The organism is Pseudomonas sp. KT_2_4 (assembly GCF_041410225.1).
GTDB lineage: Bacteria > Pseudomonadota > Gammaproteobacteria > Pseudomonadales > Pseudomonadaceae > Aquipseudomonas > Aquipseudomonas paracarnis.
This window is the reverse complement of record NZ_CP166962.1, coordinates 2,017,405-2,039,364: the sequence shown is the minus strand read 5'-3', so window position 1 is coordinate 2,039,364 and position 21,960 is coordinate 2,017,405. Positions and strand designations below refer to the sequence as shown.

Annotated in this window: 19 protein-coding genes; all 19 read left to right on the top strand. The window is 60.6% G+C overall.

Annotated elements, in window-relative coordinates:
* The first annotated feature begins 49 nt into the window (after positions 1–49).
* The 19 genes from AB9N64_RS09335 to fliG all read left to right on the top strand — a co-directional run bounded on the left by AB9N64_RS09335 (position 50) and on the right by fliG (position 21,954).
* A complete protein-coding gene (locus tag AB9N64_RS09335) occupies positions 50–790 on the top strand; it encodes a flagellar basal body rod protein FlgF (protein WP_003192988.1) in 741 nt (246 codons plus the stop codon).
* A 62-nt stretch (positions 791–852) separates the two neighbouring features.
* On the top strand, positions 853–1,638 hold the full coding sequence (flgG, locus tag AB9N64_RS09330) for a flagellar basal-body rod protein FlgG (RefSeq protein ID WP_003192986.1): 786 nt from the start codon (positions 853–855) through the stop codon (positions 1,636–1,638).
* A gap of 52 nt (positions 1,639–1,690) precedes the next feature.
* Positions 1,691–2,386: a flagellar basal body L-ring protein FlgH gene (gene flgH, locus AB9N64_RS09325; RefSeq protein ID WP_014719364.1), complete on the top strand. Its 696-nt coding sequence runs from the start codon at positions 1,691–1,693 to the stop codon at positions 2,384–2,386.
* Positions 2,387–2,392: 6 nt separating this feature from the next.
* Complete coding sequence (locus AB9N64_RS09320; RefSeq protein ID WP_161981170.1) at positions 2,393–3,502, top strand: flagellar basal body P-ring protein FlgI; 1,110 nt, start codon at positions 2,393–2,395, stop codon at positions 3,500–3,502.
* A 4-nt stretch (positions 3,503–3,506) separates the two neighbouring features.
* Entirely contained in the window at positions 3,507–4,766 is a 1,260-nt protein-coding gene (gene flgJ / locus AB9N64_RS09315; RefSeq protein WP_032902465.1) for a flagellar assembly peptidoglycan hydrolase FlgJ, read from the top strand.
* 10 nt (positions 4,767–4,776) lie between these two features.
* Positions 4,777–6,822: a flagellar hook-associated protein FlgK gene (flgK, locus tag AB9N64_RS09310; protein ID WP_060767637.1), complete on the top strand. Its 2,046-nt coding sequence runs from the start codon at positions 4,777–4,779 to the stop codon at positions 6,820–6,822.
* Between the two features lie 14 nt (positions 6,823–6,836).
* Entirely contained in the window at positions 6,837–8,447 is a 1,611-nt protein-coding gene (locus tag AB9N64_RS09305) for a flagellar hook-associated protein 3 (protein WP_014719360.1), read from the top strand.
* 276 nt (positions 8,448–8,723) lie between these two features.
* The gene (locus tag AB9N64_RS09300; protein ID WP_060767638.1) at positions 8,724–9,653 is read left to right on the top strand and encodes a ketoacyl-ACP synthase III; all 930 of its coding nucleotides are present in this window, start codon (positions 8,724–8,726) and stop codon (positions 9,651–9,653) included.
* Between the two features lie 264 nt (positions 9,654–9,917).
* Entirely contained in the window at positions 9,918–11,630 is a 1,713-nt protein-coding gene (locus tag AB9N64_RS09295; protein WP_060767639.1) for a flagellin, read from the top strand.
* 76 nt (positions 11,631–11,706) lie between these two features.
* Positions 11,707–12,054: a flagellar protein FlaG gene (locus tag AB9N64_RS09290; RefSeq protein ID WP_014719357.1), complete on the top strand. Its 348-nt coding sequence runs from the start codon at positions 11,707–11,709 to the stop codon at positions 12,052–12,054.
* Between the two features lie 82 nt (positions 12,055–12,136).
* The gene (fliD, locus tag AB9N64_RS09285) at positions 12,137–13,504 is read left to right on the top strand and encodes a flagellar filament capping protein FliD (protein ID WP_014719356.1); all 1,368 of its coding nucleotides are present in this window, start codon (positions 12,137–12,139) and stop codon (positions 13,502–13,504) included.
* Between the two features lie 128 nt (positions 13,505–13,632).
* Positions 13,633–14,022, top strand: coding sequence for a flagellar export chaperone FliS (gene fliS / locus AB9N64_RS09280; RefSeq protein WP_014719355.1), 390 nt, complete (start codon positions 13,633–13,635; stop codon positions 14,020–14,022).
* A 25-nt stretch (positions 14,023–14,047) separates the two neighbouring features.
* Positions 14,048–14,344: a hypothetical protein gene (locus tag AB9N64_RS09275; RefSeq protein ID WP_014719354.1), complete on the top strand. Its 297-nt coding sequence runs from the start codon at positions 14,048–14,050 to the stop codon at positions 14,342–14,344.
* A 169-nt stretch (positions 14,345–14,513) separates the two neighbouring features.
* Positions 14,514–15,986 (top strand): sigma-54 dependent transcriptional regulator, encoded by a 1,473-nt coding sequence (locus tag AB9N64_RS09270; RefSeq protein WP_003192966.1) that lies wholly within the window; start codon positions 14,514–14,516, stop codon positions 15,984–15,986.
* A gap of 110 nt (positions 15,987–16,096) precedes the next feature.
* The gene (locus AB9N64_RS09265) at positions 16,097–17,308 is read left to right on the top strand and encodes a PAS domain-containing sensor histidine kinase (protein WP_060767640.1); all 1,212 of its coding nucleotides are present in this window, start codon (positions 16,097–16,099) and stop codon (positions 17,306–17,308) included.
* Positions 17,309–17,315: 7 nt separating this feature from the next.
* Positions 17,316–18,692: a sigma-54-dependent response regulator transcription factor FleR gene (gene fleR / locus AB9N64_RS09260; RefSeq protein WP_044483624.1), complete on the top strand. Its 1,377-nt coding sequence runs from the start codon at positions 17,316–17,318 to the stop codon at positions 18,690–18,692.
* A 131-nt stretch (positions 18,693–18,823) separates the two neighbouring features.
* A complete protein-coding gene (fliE, locus tag AB9N64_RS09255; protein ID WP_003192959.1) occupies positions 18,824–19,153 on the top strand; it encodes a flagellar hook-basal body complex protein FliE in 330 nt (109 codons plus the stop codon).
* Positions 19,154–19,169: 16 nt separating this feature from the next.
* Complete coding sequence (gene fliF, locus AB9N64_RS09250; protein WP_014719351.1) at positions 19,170–20,945, top strand: flagellar basal-body MS-ring/collar protein FliF; 1,776 nt, start codon at positions 19,170–19,172, stop codon at positions 20,943–20,945.
* On the top strand, positions 20,938–21,954 hold the full coding sequence (gene fliG / locus AB9N64_RS09245) for a flagellar motor switch protein FliG (protein WP_003192957.1): 1,017 nt from the start codon (positions 20,938–20,940) through the stop codon (positions 21,952–21,954). Before fliF ends, fliG begins: the two co-directional genes overlap by 8 nt.
* The last annotated feature ends 6 nt before the right edge of the window (positions 21,955–21,960 follow it).

Here is a 21,960-nt window from a genome sequence, read left to right as displayed (position 1 = left end):
CCTCAGTACAGCGGTGGGCGGCAAGCGTCCGTCAGAAAGAGGATAGAGCGTGGACAAGTACCTTTATGTGGCAATGACCGGCGCCAGCCAGAATGCACTGGCGCAGAAGGCCCATGCCAACAATCTGGCGAACATTTCCACCAACGGCTTTCAGCGCGACCTGGAACAGGCGCGTTCGATGCCAGTGTTCGGTGACAGCTTTCCGGCGCGGGCGTTTGCCATGACCGAACGTCCGGCTACCGACTTTTCACCGGGCGCGATGATCGAAACCGGCCGCGACCTCGACGTGGCCGTCAGCGGCGACGGCTGGATGGCGGTGCAAACCCCCGATGGCGGCGAAGCCTACGTGCGCAGCGCCAGCATGAACGTGGATGCCTTGGGCGTGCTGCGGGCCGGCAACGGTATGCCGATCATGGGCAACGGTGGCCCGATTGCCGTGCCGCCCCAGCAGAAAATCGAAGTGGGTTCGGACGGCACCATCAGCATCCGTGCCATGGGCGAAGGCCCGCGGGTGATGGCGGAAGTGGACCGTATCAAGATGGTCCAGCCTGACCTCAAGAACATGACCAAAGGCCTGGACGGCACCATCCACACCAAGGATGGCCAACCGGCCCAGGCCGACGCGAACGTGCGGCTGACCTCGGGTTTCCTGCAGGCGAGCAACGTCAATGCCGTGGAAGAAATGACCGCGGTGCTGGCGCTGGCCAAGCAGTTCGAGCTGCATATCAAGATGATGAACAGCGCTAAAGAAGACGACCAGGCCATGACGCGCGTCATGCAGATGAGCTGATCCAAGCCCATTAACTAATTTGCAACGCAGCGCCAACCATCCGGCGCACGAAGGAGAACAGCATGCTTCCGGCTCTATGGGTTGCCAAGACAGGCCTGTCCGCCCAGGACACCAACCTGACGACCATTTCCAACAACCTGGCAAACGTGTCGACCACGGGCTTCAAACGTGACCGCGCCGAGTTCCAGGACTTGCTCTATCAGATCAAGAAGCAACCGGGCGCCCAGTCGACCCAGGACAGCGAACTGCCGTCGGGCCTGCAACTGGGTACCGGTGTGCAGATCGTCGGCACCCAGAAAAACTTCAGCGCCGGTAACCTGCAGCAAACCGGCCAGCCCCTGGACATGGCGATCAATGGTCGCGGCTTTTTCCAGGTGCTGCAACCGGATGGCACCACTTCTTACACCCGTGACGGCACCTTCCACCTGGACTCTAACGGCCAGATCGTGACCGCCAACGGTTTCGCCCTGGAGCCTGCTGTCGTGGTGCCGCCCGACGCCAAGACCTTCACCGTCGGCAACGACGGCACCGTGTCCATCACCGTTGCTGGCAACCCGGCCTCCCAAGTGATCGGCAACCTGCAAACCGCCGACTTCATCAACCCGGCCGGCCTGCAGGCGATGGGCAACAACCTGTTCCTGGAAACCGCCTCCAGTGGCGCGCCGCAAATCGGCACCCCTGGCTTGAACGGCTTCGGTACCACGCTGCAAAGCACCCTGGAAACCTCCAACGTCAGTACCGTTGAGGAGATGGTCAACATGATCACCACCCAGCGCGCCTACGAGATGAACTCCAAGGTGATTTCCACCGCCGACCAGATGCTTTCGTTCGTTACGCAAAATCTGTAATCAGTCTATGGGGCGCCCTTGAGGGTGCCTGCAACACCGTGAGGTTAGGGTCATGAATCGCTATGTTTGTGTGTTGGCATTGAGTGGGATCGCCGTGCTTGCGGGCTGTGTCGCCCCCACGCCAAAGCCCAATGACCCGTACTACGCGCCGGTGTTGCCACGCACACCGCTGCCGGCGGCGGCCAACAATGGCTCGATCTACCAGGCCGGTTTCGAGCAGAACCTGTACAGCGACCGCAAGGCGTTCCGGGTCGGTGACATCATCACCATTACCCTGAATGAGAAGACCCAGGCCAGCAAGAACGCTAACTCGCAGATCGGCAAGAACAGCAAGACCAGCATCGGCCTGACCTCGCTGTTCGGCGGCGGCCTGAACACCAACAACCCGCTGGGCAGTGGTGACCTGAGCCTGGACGCCGGCTACAGCGGCGACCGCGCCACCAACGGCAAGAGCGCGGCAGGGCAGGGCAACAGCCTGACCGGTTCGATCACCGTGACCGTCGCCGACGTATTGCCCAACGGCATCATTGCCGTGCGTGGTGAGAAGTGGATGACCCTCAACACCGGCGACGAGTTGGTGCGCATCGCCGGCATGGTCCGCGCCGATGACATCTCCACCGACAACACCGTGCCGTCGACGCGCATTGCCGATGCACGCATTACCTACTCGGGCACCGGTTCGTTTGCCGATGCGAGCCAGCCGGGCTGGTTCGACCGCTTCTTCCTCAGCCCGCTGTTCCCTTTCTAGGTGGCCATTTTGAAGTTCAAACAGCTGATGGCGATGACGCTTTTGCTGGCCTTGAGCGCTGTGGCCCATGCCGAGCGCCTGAAGGACATCGCCAGTATTTCCGGCGTGCGCTCCAACCAGTTGATCGGCTATGGCCTGGTCGTGGGGCTTAACGGCACGGGTGACCAGACCACCCAGACGCCGTTCACCCTGCAAACCTTCAACAACATGCTCTCGCAGTTCGGCATCAAAGTGCCGCCAGGCTCGGGCAACGTGCAGTTGAAGAACGTCGCAGCGGTGTCGATCAGCGCCGATCTGCCCGCGTTTGCCAAGCCGGGGCAGGTGGTGGACATCACCGTGTCGTCCATGGGTAACTCCAAGAGCCTGCGCGGTGGCACCTTGCTGATGACGCCGCTCAAAGGTATCGACGGCAACGTCTACGCCATTGCCCAGGGCAACCTGGTGGTCGGCGGTTTTGACGCCGAAGGCCGCGACGGCTCGAAGATCACCGTCAACGTGCCGTCGGCCGGGCGTATCCCCGGTGGCGCTACGGTTGAACGCACCGTGCCGAGTGGTTTCAACCAGGGCAACAGCCTGACCCTGAACCTCAACCGCTCCGACTTCACCACCGCCAAGCGCGTGGTCGACAAGATCAACGACATGCTCGGCCCTGGCGTGGCCCAGGCCATCGACGGCGGCTCGGTTCGCGTCACTGCGCCTCTGGACCCAAGCCAGCGCGTGGACTACCTGTCGATCCTGGAAAACCTTGAAGTGGACCCTGGCCAGGCCGTAGCGAAAGTCATCATCAACTCGCGCACCGGCACCATCGTGATCGGCCAGAACGTCAAGGTCTCGCCAGCGGCGGTAACCCACGGCAGCCTGACGGTGACCATCACCGAAGACCCGATCGTCAGCCAGCCTGGGCCGTTGTCCGGTGGCCAGACGGCCGTGGTCCCGCGCTCGCGCGTCAATGCCCAGCAAGAAGCCAAGCCGATGTTCAAGTTCGGCCCCGGCACCACCCTGGATGAGATTGTCCGCGCGGTGAACCAGGTGGGCGCTGCGCCCGGCGATTTGATGGCGATCCTCGAAGCTTTGAAGCAGGCCGGCGCGTTGCAAGCCGACCTGATCGTGATCTGAGGCCATGGCCATGGATATGCGCAAGAGCGGTATCAGCAGCACGGCGGACTCGGGGTCTTACTCCGACCTGAACCGGCTTAACCAGCTCAAGGTCGGTGCCGACAAAAACAGCGAAGGCAACCTGCGCAAAGTGGCGCAGGAATTCGAGTCGCTGTTTTTGAACGAGATGCTCAAGTCCATGCGTTCGGCCACCGAGGCCCTGGGCAAGGACAACCCGCTGAACACCCCGGCCGCCAAGCAGTACCAGGAAATGTACGACCAGCAATTGGCGGTGTCGATGTCCCGCGAAGGCGGTGGTATCGGCCTGGCCGATGTGCTGATGCGCCAGATGCAGAAGAACAAGCCGGTGGAGGCCCAGGCCGCCACCTTGCAAGGCCCGGCGGCGGATGCGCCGGTGAAGAAAGTCGATGTGCCGACCGAGATTGCCGCCGGTACCCAGGCCGAAGGCCCGTTGGGCCGCTCCAATGGCCAGCGGCCTTTGTGGGCGTATCGCGTGGCCGTGCCTGAGGGCGCCAGCACCCATGCCAACGACATGGAACTGATGAACCAGCGCCGTATCGCCTTGCCCAGCAAGCTGGCCGACCGCCTGCTGGCCGGCATCGTGCCGAACGCTCCGGTCGAAGCCAAAGCCGCGCCCCTGCGTAACAGCGCTGCCGACGACACGGTCATCAACAGCAGCGCGCGTAGCTTTGCCGTGCCGAGCGGGCGCATGCAGGTGTATGGCCGCGCTATTGCGCAGCCACCGCTGGCGCCGGCCAAGAAAGCCTTCAGCTCCCAGGATGAATTCGTCGCCACTATGCTGCCGATGGCCAAGGCCGCCGCCGCACGTATCGGTATCGACCCCAAATATCTCGTGGCCCAGGCCGCGCTGGAAACCGGCTGGGGCAAATCGGTGATGCGCGCCGAGGACGGCAGCAGCAGCCACAACCTGTTCGGCATCAAGGCTGGCCAGAGCTGGCAGGGCGGTCAGGCCCGGGCGATCACCAGCGAGTTTCGCGATGGTGCGATGGTCAAGGAAACGGCGCAGTTCCGTTCCTACAGCTCGTATCAGGACAGCTTCCACGACCTCGTGACTTTGCTGCAAAGCCATGATCGCTATAAAGAAGTTGTGAAATCGGCCGACAACCCGGAACAGTTTGTACGCGAGTTGCAAAAAGCCGGTTATGCAACCGACCCGGATTACGCCAGCAAGATTTCGCAGATCGCAAAAAACATGAACAGTTACCAGAACTACGCTGCCGCTGGCGCAACCACACATTTATAAGGTCTGAACCATGAGTTTGCTCAGTATCGGGATGTCAGGGCTCAATGCCGCTCAAGGATCGTTGTCGGTCTTGAGTAATAACATCGCCAACGTGAATACCCCAGGGTACTCGCGTCAGCAGACCACGCAAAATACCAACGCATCAAACCCGTTCGGCGGCGTGTACATCGGCAGCGGCACCACCCTGGCCGATGTGCGCCGGGTGTACAACGAGTACCTGGACACCGCTTACCAGAACAGCACGGCGCTCAATAACGACGCCAAGGCGTACCTGGACCAGGTGGGGGCCGTCGACAAAGTGCTGTCGGACAAAACCACCGGTCTGTCCTCAGTGCTCAGTTCGTTCTTCGCCACCCTGCAAACCGCCGCGTCCAACCCCAGCGACCTGTCGGCCCGCCAATTGCTGGTGACCAACGCCCAGACCCTGAGCAGCCGTTTCAACTCGATCTCCACGCAGTTGACCCAGCAGAAAGAGACCATCAACAACCAACTGAGCAGCATGAGTGATCAGGTCAACCAATTGACCGCCTCGATTGCCTCGCTTAACCAGCAGATCTCCCAGGCCCAGGGCAGCTCCAATAGCGCCCCAGCCAACCTGCTGGACTCGCGTAACGAGGCAGTACGCTCGCTCAATGAGTTGATCGGTGTCACGGCCACCGAGAAAAACGGCCAGTTCAGCGTGACCACCGGCAGCGGCCAGTCCCTGGTAGAGGGCGGGATCTCCAACAAGATTTCCGCGGCACCAAGCAAAACCGATAACAGCCAGTACACCATCCAGTTGGACATGAACGGCACCAGCCTGGACCTGGGTTCGGTGATCAGCGGCGGCAGCATCGGTGGCCTGTTGCGCTATCGCAGCGATGCCTTGATGCCGGCCATCAATGAGCTGGGGCGTATCGCCATTGCCACCGCGGACACGCTCAACAGCCAGCTGGGCCAGGGCCTGGACCTCAATGGTGACTTTGGCGTTTCGCTGTTCAAAGACATCAACAGCGCGGCCGCCATTGCCTCGCGCAGCCAGGGTGCCTCGGGCAACAGCGCTGGCGCGGGCAACCTGAACGTGACGATCAAGGACAGCAGTCAGTTGTCCACGTTTGACTACACCGTGACCTTCAGCGACAAGACCGATCCTAACAAAATCACGGTGTTGCGCTCGGACGGCAAGGCCATGGGCACCTTTGACATGAGCGCTACACCGCCGCCGACCCTGGATGGTTTCACCCTGGCGCTGGACGGCAAGGGCACCATGGCGTTTGGTGACAGCTTCAAGGTCAGCCCCACCGCCACGGGCGCCAGCGGTATTGGCGTGGCGCTCACCGATGCGAACAAGCTGGCGTTTGCCGGCCCGTTGGCAGGTACCAGCAGCAAGACCAACAGTGGCACGGGCACCTTTACCCAGCCGGCTTTGACAGTGCCTTTGGATATCCATGGCGGCACTGACACTGCCCAGTTGCGCGCCGGTATTGAAAACTCGATGCCGGTGAAGATGGTGTTCGGCAAGCCTGCCGCCGACGGAACGCAGTCGTATACGATCAGCGATTCCAAGGGCAACCCGATTAGCACCGGCTCGATCATCCCGGGGCAGGGCAACAAGATCACCGTGGACGTGCCAATGCGCGACGCCAGCGGTGCCGCCATTCCCGGCAAGAGCTTCAAGTTCGACACCACTGTCAACGGCTCCCCGGCAGACGGCGACAGCACCACCTTTGCCTTCAACAGTGGTGGCAAGTCCGACGGCCGCAACGCCCAGGAACTGCTGAACCTGCAAACCAAGGCCACCGTCGGCATGGGCGAGGGCAACGCGGGCACCAGCCTAGTGGGTGCCAACAGCAAGCTGGTCTCGACCGTGGGTGCCAAGGCCAGCCAGGCCGGGGTCGACACCGCCGCCACCGGTGCGTTGCTCAGCGCCAACAAGGAAGCACGCAACTCGGTATCCGGGGTCAACCTGGATGATGAAGCGGGCGACATGATCAAGTTCCAGCAGTACTACACCGCGTCGTCGCAGATCATCAAGGCTGCGCAGGAAACCTTCACCACACTGATGAATGCTCTTTAAGGGAGGCTGGGACGATGCGTATTTCTACACAGCAGTATTTCGAGACCAGCTCTGCCAAGTACCAGAGCAACTATTCCAGCGTGGTCAAGGCCCAGGACCAGGCCAGCTCCGGCGTGCGCGTGCAAACCGCCGCAGATGATCCGGTGGCGGCGGCGCGGTTGTTGATGCTGCAGCAGCAGAAAGACATGCTGGCGCAGTTCAATGGCAACATCGACACCCTGAAAAACTCGCTGACCACCCAGGACGGCGTGCTGGAAAATATCAATATCGCGATTCAACGGGCCAGTGAGTTGGCGCTCAAGGCGGGTAACGTCGGCATCAGCGACGCTGACCGCAAGTCGACGGCCGCCGAGATTGGCGCCATTGAAGACCAGATCCTGGGCCTGCTCAATACCAAGGACGCCAGCGGCAATTACTTGTTCTCCGGCAGCAAGACCGATACGCCGCCCTACGCCCGCAACAATGACGGCACCTACAGTTACCAGGGCGATGACACGCCGTTGAGCCTGCAGATCGCAGAGAACCTGTCGGTTGCCATGGGCAATACCGCCAAGAGCATGCTTGAAAGCTCAGCGAATACGGGCCGTACGCAAACCGCGCCGATCCTCGTGCCGCCAGCGGTCGACGATGGCAAGGTCACCGTATCTGCCGGGCTGATCGCGGCCAACAGCAGCTATAACAGCAGCTTTTCCGATGGTCAGCCGTATAAGCTGACCTTCACCAGCAGCACCCAATACGTGGTCACGGACAATGCTGGCAAGGACATCACTTCGGAGATTCCAGGCAACGGCACTTTCGATGCCACCAAGGAAGGCGGCTCGACTATCAACCTGCGCGGGGTCAAGTTCGACATTGGCTTGAACCTGGGCAAAGACGCACTGGGCAAAGACATACTGCCAGGCGCGCCGTCGGACGCCATCGTCAAGGATCGCGAGTTCAGCCTGTCGGTCAAGCCGGACACCTTCAGCGTTTCGCGCACCCCGAGCAATCCGTCCACCGCGCAACTGAGCGGCGGCACGGTGAGCGATCCGGCGGCGTACGCCAGCACCTTTCCCAACTCGGGCGTGATCGTGAAGTTCGGTGCCGCCGGCGCCTATGACCTGTATGCCCAGCCGTATAGCGCAGACAGCAAATCCATCGCCAGTGGCACCCTGGCGGCCGGCGCCACCACCATCACGGCGGCAGGGGTGACCTTTGATGTCACCACCGCACCGGCACCGGCAGCCGGCGACCAGTTTGCGATCAGTGCCACCAGCAACAAGAACGAGAACGTCCTCGACACCCTGAGCCATCTGCGCAAAATCCTGGAAACGCCGTCAGACGGCAACCCGGCAGCGCAGAAGGAACTCAAGGATGTGGTGGCCAAGTCCATTGGCAACCTGACCAATGCCTACGGCCAGATCGACCAGGCGCGTGGCTCCCTCGGCGCGCGCCTCAATGGCCTGGACATTCAGTCCAAGGAAAACGTCAGCCTGGACCTGGCCAATACCACCACCATGAATGCCCTGGGCAATGTCGACTTCGCCGAAGCCGCCATCAACCTGAGCTTGCAACAAACCATGTTGCAGGCCTCGCAGTTGGCCTTCGTGAAAATCTCGCAGTTGAGCCTGTTCAACAAGATGTAAACGGCGTTCAGTCAAGCGGCCCGCTCTGGAAACAGGGCGGGCCGTTGTCGTTTCGGGGGCTTAATTGTTGAAACGTTTTGCATAAACCACGCAAAATTGAGTGACCTGTGAGTCATAAAGCGCATCTTCACTGTATCGTGTGAAAAGGATAAGTCGTCACAGGGCCTTCATCGGGCGGCTTTCAGCGGGATTTTTATGGGGTTATCCCCTTTATTGTCAGCACTTCCGGCATAGCCCGAGGGGTGTTCTCCAGCTATTTAGTATTGGGAAGCCACAATGATTGGCATAAAAAGCATCGCCAGTTACGTGCCGGCGGACGGGATCGATAACTACGCCCAGGGTGCCAAGTTCGCCAAGGATGAAGAGTTCATCATCGGCAAGATCGGCTCGGCGTTCCTGCCGCGCAAGGAAGCGGCACAGGAAACCTCGGATCTGTGTGTCGAGGCGGTCAACGCCTTGTTTGCCAACAACCCGCAATTGAAGCGCGAATCCATCGACGCGCTGATCGTCGTCACCCAGAACGGCGATGAAGAGGGCCTGCCTCACACCGCCGCCATCGTGCAGGACAAACTGGGCCTGCCCACTCACGTGGCCGCCTTCGACATTTCCCTGGGCTGCTCCGGCTACGTCTACGGCATCTACGCGATGAAAGGCTTCATGGAAGCCGCGGGCCTGAAAAACGGCCTGCTGATCACCGCCGACCCGTATTCCAAGATTGTCGACCCGGAAGACCGCAACACCACCATGCTGTTCGGCGATGCCGCCACCGCCACCTGGATGGGCGAGGACGCGCCATGGCTGCTGGGCAAATCCAAGTTCGGCACCGACGGTTCCGGCGCACCGCACCTGAAGGTCAGCGACGGCGTGTTCTTCATGAACGGCCGCCAGGTGTTTAACTTCGCCTTGCTCAAGGTGCCTGCGCACTTGCACGAGCTGCTCAAAGAGTCGGACCTCAAGGCCGATGACATCGATGCGTTCTGCATCCACCAGGGCAGCGCGGCCATCGTCGACGCCGTGGCGCGCCGTTTTGAAGAAGCGCCGGTGGACAAGTTCATCAAGGACATGGTCGAGACCGGCAACACCGTGTCGTCGAGCATCCCGCTGCTGCTGGAAAAGCACCTGATGGACGCCACCTGGAAGCGCGTGGCAATCAGCGGCTTTGGCGTGGGCCTGTCGTGGGGCTCGGCGATTCTCTATCGTCCGTGATGCTTTAGCGGCTGCACAAAAAACGCCGATGATCGAATGATCATCGGCGTTTTTTTATTGGCGCCAGAAAAGCCAATGAAACCGGGCTTCTGCGCCTGCATAAGCCCTTGAAATACAAGGGCTGGCACAGGGCTACTAAAAAAAATCAAAAAAATCCTCAAGCAACCGGCTACCACGACGATAACTATTACGTAGGTTCTCTAGGCCACACCCGGCGGTCGCCAGGGCCGGAAGCCGCAGTATCCAAATCACGAGGATTTCGTCATGGCATTATCAGTAAACACCAACATCACCTCCCTGGGTGTCCAGAAGAACCTGAACAAAGCTTCCGACGCTCTGAGCCAGTCGATGAACCGTCTGTCCTCCGGCCTGAAAATCAACAGCGCCAAAGACGACGCTGCCGGCATGCAGATCGCCAACCGTCTGAACAACCAGGTCAAAGGCCTGAACGTTGCCATCGCCAACGCCAACAACGGCGTGTCGATTGCCCAGACCGCTGAAGGCGCGATGCAAGAATCCACCAACACCCTGCAGCGTCTGCGTGAACTCGCCCTGCAAGCGGCCAACGGTGATAAAAGCGACGCTGACCGTGTTTCCCTGCAGCAAGAATTCACCGCTAAAGTGGGCGAGCTGAACCGTATCGCCAGCACCACCACCTTCGGTGGTCGTAACCTGCTTGACGGCTCGTTCAGCAACGTAGCCTTCCAGATCGGCGCCAACGCCAACGAGACTATCTCGTTTGGTATGACCGATATCAGCTCGACTGCGCTGAAGGGTAACTTCAAAGAAGCTGCGGTCGACGGCACTGCTATGACTGGTCTAGCGGCTACCGCTACCGGCTCAGTGCTAGGTGAAAAGGCATCCGCAGTAGGTTCTGCTGTTGCTGGTGACACGGCTGCAACCGACGAACTTGTCATCAACAACGTGACAGTTAAGTTGACCGCACAAACTGGTGCTGTTGCTGCTAGTGCCGCTGCTGTTACAGAAATCAATAAAGTAACTGCTCAAACTGGTGTTACCGCTAGTACTGACGCTGCCGGTAAATTGACCCTGAGTTCGAAGAGCGACTTCACTCTTGGTACTAACGGTACTCCAGCGACTGATGGTCTGGCTTCGCTCAAGTTGACAGCTGGTCCTAACACTGCTGCGGCCACCACTGCTGCCAGTGCCATGGGGGCTAAAGGCGACATCACCGTTAATGGTACTGCTGTAAGCTGGGTTGAGACTGACAAAGTATCTGACGTGCTTACTAAGATTCAAACGGCAGCTGGTACTGGCGCATCTGCGACCTTTACCGATGGCCGTGTAAAAGTCGTGTCTGGTGGCGGTGCAGATATCAAATTGGCTAATGCTTCAAGCGGCTCCCTGTCGCAGTTGGGTCTTTCGGCTGGCACCACTCAGGCCAAGCTGACAGCCGACACCTCCATCGACGTAAACGGTGTTGAAGTTAAGTTCAAAAAGGGCGACACCGCTGACGCAGTTGTAGCCTCGATCAACAGCGCCAGCACCGGTGTTCAGGCCAGCAAAAACGCTGACGGTACCCTGAACCTGTTCGCTGACAAAGACATCACCATCAAGGACGGTAGCGCTGGTACTGGCCTGAAAGCCCTGGGTCTGGAAGACGTTGCCAAAGCCGGCACCAAAACCGCCGTCACCATGGAAACCAGCGTTTCTGACCTGAGCATCCTGACTGCCGCTTCTTCGCAGCAGGCTGTGCAAGCTCTGGACGACGCCATGCAGCAAATCGACAGCCAGCGTTCGCAGCTGGGTGCCGTACAAAACCGCTTCGCCAGCACCGTGGCCAACCTGCAGAGCATTTCGCAGAACTCCTCCGCTGCCAAAGGCCGCGTAGAAGACGCTGACTTCGCTTCTGAAGCCGCTGAGCTGACCAAGCAACAAACCCTGCAACAGGCTTCCACTGCGATCCTGTCCCAGGCCAACCAACTGCCATCGTCTGTTCTGAAGCTGCTTCAGTAATAGCGCTAGCGGTTAAATAACGGGAGGGTGCGTTTAACAACGTGCCCTTCCGTTTTTTCAGTTTGGAGGTGGTGACATGGACATGAGCATCAAGCTGACCTCGTCTTACCCCGCAGCCACGGCCCCGGCCAACCTTGGCGCAGTGGTGACCCAGGCCAAGCCTGTGGCCAGCAATGAGCCGATCAAAAGTGAAGAGCCGCAGCGCGTGGCGCTGGAAAAGGCTGTTACCGATATGCGTGAGTTTGTGCAGGCTTCACAGCGCAACCTGGATTTTTCCATCGATGACTCTACCGGCAAGGTAGTGGTCAAGGTGATCGCCACTGACAGTGGTGAAGTGATTCGACAGATTCCATCGGAGACCGCGCTGAAATTGGCGCAGAACCTGAGCGATGCCGGCAGCCTGCTGTTTGATAGCAAGGCTTGAGTTGGCACGAAACATGTTTCTGATTGCGGTCTAGGCGTATAAGCGCCAAAAAACGGCCGCTGCAGGACAAGGAGAATGGCAAATGGCTAGTTCAACGATTTCCGGCCCAGGTTCGGGCTACGACACCCAAGCAATCGTCAAGGCGCTGGTAGGTGCCGAGCAGGCGCCCAAGCAGGCTCAGATCACCAACGAGCAGAAGAAGGCCACCGTGCAGTTGTCTGCCGTGGGCTCGGTCAAGACGGCGTTGGAAGCCTACCAGGCGGCGATCACCAAGTTGAACAATGCCTCGGCCTTCAACGGGCTGGCGGCGACTTCTTCGGAAGAGAAAAACGCCAAGGTCACCCTGACCGACGGTGCGTCCAGCGGCAAATACCTGTTGAAGATCGCCAACCTTGCGACCGCCTCGAAAGTCACCACGGCGGTGAATGCGGACGGCGCGTCGGGCAAGGCCAACAGCACGGACGAAGACCAGACGCTGACCATCAACCAGTCGGGCAAAAGCTACGACGTGGTGATCCCAGGCGGCGCGACCTTGCAACAGGTGCGCGAGTCGATCAATACCCAGCTCTCGTCCCAAGGCATCAGTGCCAACGTACTGAGTGACTCTAATGGCGCGCGTCTGGTATTGACTTCGACCACCATGGGCGAGGGCACCGACATCACCCTCAGCGGTGATTCGCAGCTGGCTGTCGGCTACGACAAAGGCAAGGCGCCGACCAACGCCAAGTACTCCATTGATGGCATTGAAATGTCATCGAACAGCAACAAGATCACCTCGGCGATCAGCGGCGTGACCCTGGACCTGTTGGACACGGTAGACATCACCAAGCCGACCACCATCACCGTGGCCAGCAACACCGATACCTTGAAAACCTCGGTGCAGTCCTTCGTCAGCGCCTACAACACGCTGATGACGGCGATCAACACCCAAACCAAGGTCACTGCAACCGGTGATGCCTCCACCACCACCGCAGGTGCGTTGACCGGCGATGCGTCGATGCGTCAATTGGTGAACAGCCTGCGTTCCGAATTGGTCAACGGCTCCGGCGCGGGCACCATGACCAGCCTGGCGCAGATGGGCATCACCACCGACCAGAAAACCGGCCTGCTGAGCCTGGATGACAAAACCTGGGACAAGGCCGTGGTCAAGGGCGCTGGCGACATTGCCAAGCTGTTCACCGGCGACACGGGCTTGATCACCCGCATGAACAAGGCGACCAACAGCTACGTCGGCACTACCGGCACCCTGGCGACACGTGCCACCGATCTCAACAACAAGTTGACCGACTTGACCAAAGAGACCGACGACCTGACGCGGCGCATGGATGCCTTGCAGAAGTCTCTGACCGCCAAGTACACGGCGATGGACACCATGATCGCGCAGATCAACGCCAGCAGCTCCAGCATCCTGACCACCCTCAACTCGCTGAACAATCCTAAGTCGAACTGATGAGCGGTGCGCGCCAGGGCCCTGTCCAGGGGCCCTCGCGCAGGGTGCTGGATTAAAGTTTTTATCGCCGTGGTCGAAAAACTGGTTAAGCAAACCTATTCGATTGTCGCCAGTAACGAGGTAGCAACATGAACCCGATGAGAGCCCTTCGCCAGTACCAGAAGGTCAATGCCCACGCTCAGGTCTCCGAAGCCAGCCCGCACCGCCTGGTGCAGATGCTGATGGAAGGTGGCCTGGATCGCATGGCCCAGGCCAAGGGGGCGTTGAGTCGCGGGGACATTGCGCAAAAAGGCCTGATGCTGGGCAAGGCGATCGAAATCATTTCGGGCCTGCGCGATGGCCTGGAGCCTGAGAAAGCTGAAGATCCGGCCGCGATCCAGCGTCTGGATGCCCTGTATAACTACATGGGCAATCGCCTGGTCGAGGCGAACCGAGTCAATGATGTCGAGATGATCGACGAAGTCGCCCGTCTGCTGATCACCGTCAAGACCGGCTGGGATGCCATCGCTCCACAATAAGGCCGATTGCCTTGAGGTACACATCATGAGCCACGCACTGCAACGCATCGACGAAACCCGCGAAGCCCTTCTCGGCGCGCTGGCTGAGCGCAATTGGGAAGCCGTGGGCGAGTTGGACCTGGGTTGCCGCGCGGTGATTGATGAGGTGCTCAGTGAGGCACCGGTAGACGAGGGCGCATTGCGCGAGAAGCTGGAAAGTTTGTTGGTGGTGTACCAGCAGTTGCTGGAGGTGACGACCGGCGAACGCCAGGCGATTTTCGAAGAGATGTCGCAGATCAACCAAGCGAAAAATGCGTCAAAGGTTTACCATCTGTTCGGTTGAACGGGCGCAGTTAATCCGAACGGCGCGTCATATATTTGACTGTGCCAGCATTTTTGACTTAACTAGTGCTGTTTTCAGATTTCAGACGTCTAGAAGGTAAGAAATCTTACAGACGTCTAGATTGCCCTCATTCCGGGGCAGGAAGTTTTACTAGGGAAGTTGCTATTGCATGTGGCGTGAAACCAAAATTCTGCTGATCGATGACGATAGCGTCCGCCGCCGCGATTTAGCGGTGATTTTAAATTTTCTCGGTGAAGAAAATTTACCCTGCGGCAGCCACGATTGGCAGCAGGCGGTCAGCTCGTTGTCGTCGAGCCGTGAAGTCATTTGCGTATTGATCGGGACGGTAAACGCTCCTGGCGCAGTTCTGGGCCTGTTAAAGACACTGTCTACCTGGGATGAGTTCCTTCCGGTGTTGCTAATGGGCGATATTTCTTCCGTGGACCTGCCGGAAGACCAGCGCCGCCGTGTGTTGTCCAACCTGGAAATGCCGCCTAGCTACAGCAAATTGCTCGATTCCCTGCACCGCGCCCAGGTCTATCGCGAGATGTACGACCAGGCCCGCGAGCGCGGCCGTCACCGTGAGCCCAATCTGTTTCGCAGCCTCGTCGGCACCAGCCGTGCCATCCAGCACGTGCGCCAGATGATGCAGCAAGTGGCCGACACCGACGCCAGCGTGCTGATCCTCGGCGAGTCGGGCACCGGCAAGGAAGTGGTCGCGCGCAACCTGCACTATCACTCCAAGCGTCGCGACGGGCCCTTTGTGCCGGTCAACTGCGGGGCGATCCCGGCAGAGCTGCTGGAAAGCGAATTGTTCGGCCACGAGAAGGGCGCCTTTACCGGGGCGATCACTAGCCGTGCCGGGCGTTTTGAGCTGGCCAATGGCGGCACTCTGTTCCTCGACGAAATCGGCGACATGCCGTTGCCGATGCAGGTCAAGCTGCTGCGCGTATTGCAGGAGCGCACCTTCGAGCGCGTGGGCAGCAACAAGACACAGAGCGTGGACGTGCGCATCATTGCCGCCACCCACAAGAACCTCGAAAGCATGATCGAGGTCGGCAGCTTCCGCGAAGACCTGTACTACCGCCTCAACGTATTCCCTATCGAGATGGCCCCGCTGCGCGAGCGCGTGGAAGACATCCCGCTGTTGATGAACGAACTGATCTCGCGCATGGAGCACGAAAAGCGCGGCTCCATTCGCTTCAACTCTGCGGCAATCATGTCCCTGTGCCGCCACGGCTGGCCGGGCAACGTGCGCGAGCTGGCCAACCTGGTGGAGCGCATGGCGATCATGCACCCGTACGGGGTGATCGGCGTGGTCGAACTGCCGAAGAAATTCCGCTACGTCGACGACGAAGACGAACAGATGGACAGCCTGCGCAGCGACATGGAAGAGCGCGTGGCGATCAACGGCCATACTCCGGACTTCGGCGCCACCGCGATGTTGCCGCCCGAAGGCCTGGACCTTAAGGACTACCTCGGCAACCTCGAACAAGGGTTGATCCAGCAGGCCCTGGACGATGCCCATGGCATCGTGGCCCGCGCCGCCGAGCGCCTGCGTATCCGTCGCACCACCCTGGTGGAGAAGATGCGCAAGTACGGTATGAGCCGCAAAGAAGGTGATGAACAGGCGGATGATTGACGCCTGTTTTTCAACTATTTGATTTATAGGTAGATTTTTTTCGGCACGGGTATTGCTACAGCCCTCGCAACGTTCCGTTTAACTGACGGTCAGCCAAGCGAGAGAGCATCATGCCCCACGCCGCCCAACTATCTTCGGCCCCTGCCGTCCAGGGGCTGGTTTCGCCTGTAGAACCGCCGACCCGCCAGGGCCTGGAGCGCGCGTTCTCGCAGTTCAATCAGATGTCGAGCCAGCTGACCGACTCCTACAGCCTGCTTGAGGCCCGGGTTTCCGAGCTTAAAGGCGAACTGGCGGTGGTCAGCGCCCAGCGCATGCAAGAGCTGGCCGAGAAAGAGCGCCTGGCCAACCGCCTGCAAAACCTGCTGGACCTGTTGCCCGGTGGCGTAATCGTCATCGATGACCAGGGCCGCGTGCGCGAAGCCAACCCGGCAGCCTGTGATCTGCTCGGCCTGCCGCTGGAAGGCGAGCTGTGGCGTGAAGTCATCACCCGCTGTTTTGCCCCCCGTGAAGACGACGGCCACGAAGTCTCCCTCAAGGACGGGCGTCGGCTGTCCATCGCGACCCGTTCCCTGGACGCCGAGCCGGGCCAGCTTGTATTGCTCAATGACCTGACAGAAACCCGGCACCTGCAAGATCAACTGGCGCGCCATGAGCGGCTGTCGTCCCTGGGGCGAATGGTCGCTTCCTTGGCCCATCAGATTCGTACGCCGTTGTCGGCGGCATTGATCTACGCCAGCCATTTGACTGACGAGCAATTACCGGCGGCCACCCACCAACGCTTTGCCGGGCGCCTCAAGGAGCGCCTGCATGAGTTGGAGCACCAAGTGCGCGACATGCTGGTGTTTGCCCGTGGCGAACTGCCGCTGACCGATCGCGTTACACCTGCCGGCTTGATGCAGTCCCTGCAAGCGGCAGCGGCGATCCATGTGCAGGAGGCCAACCTGCGCTGGCAGTGCGACAGCCATCAGGGCGAATTGCTGTGCAACCGCGACACCCTGGTGGGCGCGCTGCTCAACCTGATCGAAAACGCCACCCAGGCCAGTGGCCCCGGGGCGCGCCTGAAAGTGCACCTGTACACCCGCGGGCAAACCCTGCGCCTGTGCGTCAGCGACAGCGGCAGCGGTATCGCCCCGCAGGTGCTGCAACGTCTGGGCGAGCCGTTTTTTACCACCAAGACCAACGGCACTGGCCTGGGCCTGACCGTGGTCAAGGCAGTGGCCCGTGCCCATCAGGGACAATTGCAGCTGCGTTCCCGCCTGGGGCGTGGCACCTGTGCATTGATGACCTTGCCGCTGTTTTCCAGCGCGGCAAGCGCGGAGTAAGAGGATGATGGCTATCAAGGTTTTATTGGTGGAAGACGATCGCGCCCTGCGTGAAGCATTGGCTGACACGCTGCTGCTGGCGGGCCATGACTACCGTGCGGTCGGCTCTGCCGAGGAAGCCTTGGAGGCGGTCGAACAGGAGGCCTTCAGTCTGGTGATCAGCGACGTCAACATGCCCGGCATGGACGGCCATCAATTGCTCGGCCTGCTGCGCGTGCGCCAGCCGCAACTGCCGGTGCTGCTGATGACCGCCCATGGCGCGGTGGAGCGGGCAGTGGATGCCATGCGTCAGGGCGCGGCGGATTACCTGGTCAAACCGTTCGAGCCCAAGGCGCTGATCGAGCTGGTGGCCCGGCATGCCTTGGGCGTGCTGTCGGCGGGCGAGGGCGATGGCCCGATTGCCTTTGAGCCGGCCAGCGCGCAATTGCTGGAGCTGGCAGCGCGGGTGGCGCGCAGTGATTCCACTGTGTTGATTTCCGGTGAATCCGGTACCGGTAAAGAAGTGCTGGCGCGCTACATCCACCAGCAGTCCAGCCGCGCCCAGCAACCGTTCATTGCGATCAACTGCGCGGCGATCCCCGACAACATGCTCGAAGCGACCTTGTTTGGTCATGAAAAGGGCTCGTTCACCGGCGCCATCGCGGCCCAGGCCGGCAAGTTCGAACAGGCCGACGGCGGCACCATCCTGCTCGACGAAATTTCGGAAATGCCCCTTGGCCTGCAAGCCAAGTTGCTGCGCGTATTGCAGGAACGTGAGGTGGAGCGCGTGGGCGCGCGCAAGCCGATCCAGCTGGATATTCGCGTGGTTGCCACCACCAACCGCGACCTGGCGGGCGAAGTGGCGGCGGGGCGCTTCCGTGAGGACCTGTTCTACCGGTTGTCGGTGTTCCCGCTGGCCTGGCGCCCATTGCGTGAGCGCCCGGCGGATATCATCCCCTTGGCCGAGCGCCTGCTGAACAACCACGTCAAAAAAATGAAGCATGCCCAGGCGCGGTTGTCGCCCGAGGCCCAGGCGTGCCTGGTCAATTATCCATGGCCGGGCAACGTGCGCGAGTTGGATAATGCCATCCAGCGTGCGCTGATTTTGCAGCAGGGCGGCTTGATCCAGCCGCAGGATTTCTGCCTGGCCATGGGCACTGGCGCTGCGCCGTTGCCGAGCCTGGCTCCGGCTCCAGTGGTCGCCGAGGCGGAATCGGCAGGCGCCCTGGGTGATGACCTGCGCCGCCGTGAATTTCAGATGATCATCGACACCCTGCGCGCTGAGCGCGGCCGTCGCAAAGAAGCGGCTGAGCGCCTGGGCATCAGCCCGCGCACCTTGCGCTACAAGCTGGCGCAGATGCGCGACGCCGGTATGGATGTGGAAGCGTATCTTTTCGCCACATGACCGGTAACAAGTTCGACAAGCTTTGTCGCCTTTTCTTACGAGTTGTCACAGAGCTGGCACCCTTGTTGCTACCACCCCTAGTAACCGCTGCGTAGTGTCAAAAAATTGCGGGTCGTCGGAGAGAGAAGGTCATGAGCCAGGGTATTGAGTTCAATCGGTTGATGTTGGATATGCGCGCCATGCAAATGGACGCCATGGCTCAACCGAAATCCGTCGCGCCAGCGCCGGAATTGGGCCAAAGCAATTTTGCCGACATGCTCGGTCAGGCAATCAATAAAGTCAGTGATACCCAGCAGGCGTCCAGCCAGTTGGCGACGGCTTTCGAGATCGGTAAAAGCGGCGTGGACCTCACCGATGTGATGGTCGCCTCGCAAAAGGCCAGTGTGTCCTTCCAGGCCTTGACCCAAGTGCGTAACAAGCTGGTTCAGGCGTATCAAGACATCATGCAGATGCCGGTTTAAGGACGAGATTTAAGTCATGGCTGAAGCAGTCTCCGACAACCTCCCCGCCAAGGCCGACGGCAAACCGCCGTTGTTTGGCCTGTCGTTCCTGGAAAACCTCTCGGAAATGACCATGCTGCGTCAGGTGGGCCTGATGGTGGGCCTGGCAGCCAGCGTGGCGATTGGTTTTGCCGTGGTGCTGTGGTCGCAGCAACCCGATTACCGCCCCCTGTACGGCAGCCTGTCGGGCATGGATTCCAAGCAGATCATGGAAACCCTCGCCGCCGCCGACATCGCCTACACCGTGGAGCCCAACTCAGGTGCCTTGCTGGTCAAGGCTGACGACGTCGCCCGCGCACGCATGAAATTGGCCGCCGCTGGTGTGGCGCCGTCCGACAGCAACATCGGTTTCGAGATCCTCGACAAAGACCAGGGCCTGGGCACCAGCCAGTTCATGGAAGCCACCCGTTATCGCCGTGGCCTGGAAGGCGAACTGGCGCGCACCATTTCCAGCCTCAATAACGTCAAGGCCGCCCGTGTGCACCTGGCGATTCCGAAAAGCTCGGTGTTCGTGCGTGACGAACGCAAGCCCAGCGCCTCGGTCTTGGTCGAACTCTTCGCCGGCCGCTCCCTGGAGCCTGGCCAGGTACTGGCGATCGTCAACCTGGTGGCAACCAGTGTTCCCGAATTGAGCAAGTCGCAAATCACCGTGGTGGACCAGAAGGGCAACCTGCTGTCCGACATGGCCGAAAACTCCGCGCTGACCCAGGCCGGCAAGCAGTTCGACTACAGTCGCCGCATGGAAAGCATGCTCACCCAGCGCGTGCACAACATCCTGCAACCGGTACTGGGCAACGACCGCTACAAGGCTGAAGTCTCCGCCGATGTGGATTTCAGCGCCGTCGAGTCCACCTCCGAGCAGTTCAACCCGGACCAGCCAGCGTTGCGCAGCGAGCAGTCCACCAGCGAACAACGCACCGCCAGCAATGGCCCCCAAGGTGTGCCGGGCGCCCTGAGCAACCAGCCACCCGCGCCGGCCTCGGCACCGCAGACCACCGGTGGCGCTGCTGCCACGGCGGGCGCGATCCAGCCTGGCCAGCCATTGCTGGACGCCAACGGCCAGCAGATCATGGACCCGGCCACCGGCCAGCCGATGCTTGCGCCATACCCTGCGGACAAGCGTAACCAGTCCACCAAGAACTTCGAACTGGACCGTTCCATCAGCCACACCAAGCAGCAGCAGGGCAAGATCAATCGCCTGTCGGTGTCGGTGGTGGTCGATGACCAGGTCAAGGTCAACCCGGCAGACGGCGCGGTGACCCGTGCACCCTGGACGGCTGACGAACTGGCCCGTTTCACCCGCCTGGTGCAGGACGCCGTTGGCTTCGACGCCAGCCGTGGCGACAGCGTCAGCGTGATCAACATGCCGTTCTCCGCCGAGCGCGGTGAAGTGATCGCTGACCCTGCGTTCTACACCCAGCCGTGGTTCTGGGACATCGTCAAGCAAGTGCTGGGCGTGTTGTTCATCCTGGTGCTGGTGTTTGGTGTACTGCGCCCGGTGCTCAACAACATCACCGGTGGCGGCAAGAAGCAACTGGCACTGGCCGGTGGCGACGTCGAGTTGGGTGGCATGGGCGGCCTGGACGGCGAACTGGCCAACGACCGCGTCAGCCTTGGCGGCCCGCAAAGCATCCTGTTGCCAAGCCCGAGCGAAGGCTATGACGCTCAGTTGAACGCAATCAAGAGTCTGGTGGCAGAAGACCCGGGCCGTGTGGCCCAGGTCGTGAAAGAGTGGATTAACGCTGATGAATGATCGAGCCGCTGTGGCCAAGCTGTCCCGGGTCGACAAAGCCGCTGTGTTGCTGCTGTCCCTGGGTGAAACCGACGCTGCCCAAGTGCTGCGCCACATGGGCCCCAAAGAGGTCCAGCGTGTCGGCGTGGCCATGGCGCAGATGCGCAATGTGCACCGCGAGCAAGTCGAGCAGGTGATGAGCGAGTTCGTCGAGATCGTCGGCGACCAGACCAGCCTGGGCGTCGGCTCCGACAGCTACATTCGCAAGATGCTCACCTCGGCCCTGGGCGAAGACAAGGCCAACGGCCTGATCGACCGCATCCTGCTGGGCGGCAACACCAGCGGCCTCGACAGCCTCAAGTGGATGGAACCGCGAGCAGTGGCCGACGTGATCCGCTATGAGCACCCGCAGATCCAGGCGATCGTGGTGGCCTATCTGGACCCGGACCAGGCCGGCGAAGTGCTCGGCCACTTCGACCATAAAGTGCGCCTGGACATCATCCTGCGTGTGTCATCGTTGAACACCGTGCAGCCGGCGGCGCTCAAAGAACTCAACACCATTCTGGAGAAGCAGTTCTCCGGCAATTCCAACGCCTCGCGCACCACCCTGGGTGGCATCAAGCGCGCAGCCGACATCATGAACTTCCTCGACAGCTCGGTCGAAGGCCAGTTGATGGACTCGATCCGCGAGATCGACGACACCCTGTCCGGCCAGATCGAAGACCTGATGTTCGTGTTCAACAACCTGGCCGATGTCGACGACCGTGGCATCCAGGCGCTGCTGCGCGAAGTTTCCTCGGACGTGCTGGTGCTGGCGCTCAAGGGCTCGGACGAAAACGTCAAAGAAAAGATCTTCAAGAACATGTCCAAGCGCGCCTCGGAGCTGTTGCGCGACGACCTGGAAGCCAAGGGCCCGGTGCGCGTCAGCGACGTGGAAACCGCCCAGAAGGAAATCCTCACCATTGCCCGCCGTATGGCCGAAGCCGGAGAAATCGTTCTCGGCGGGAAGGGCGGCGAAGAAATGATCTAAGGCGCC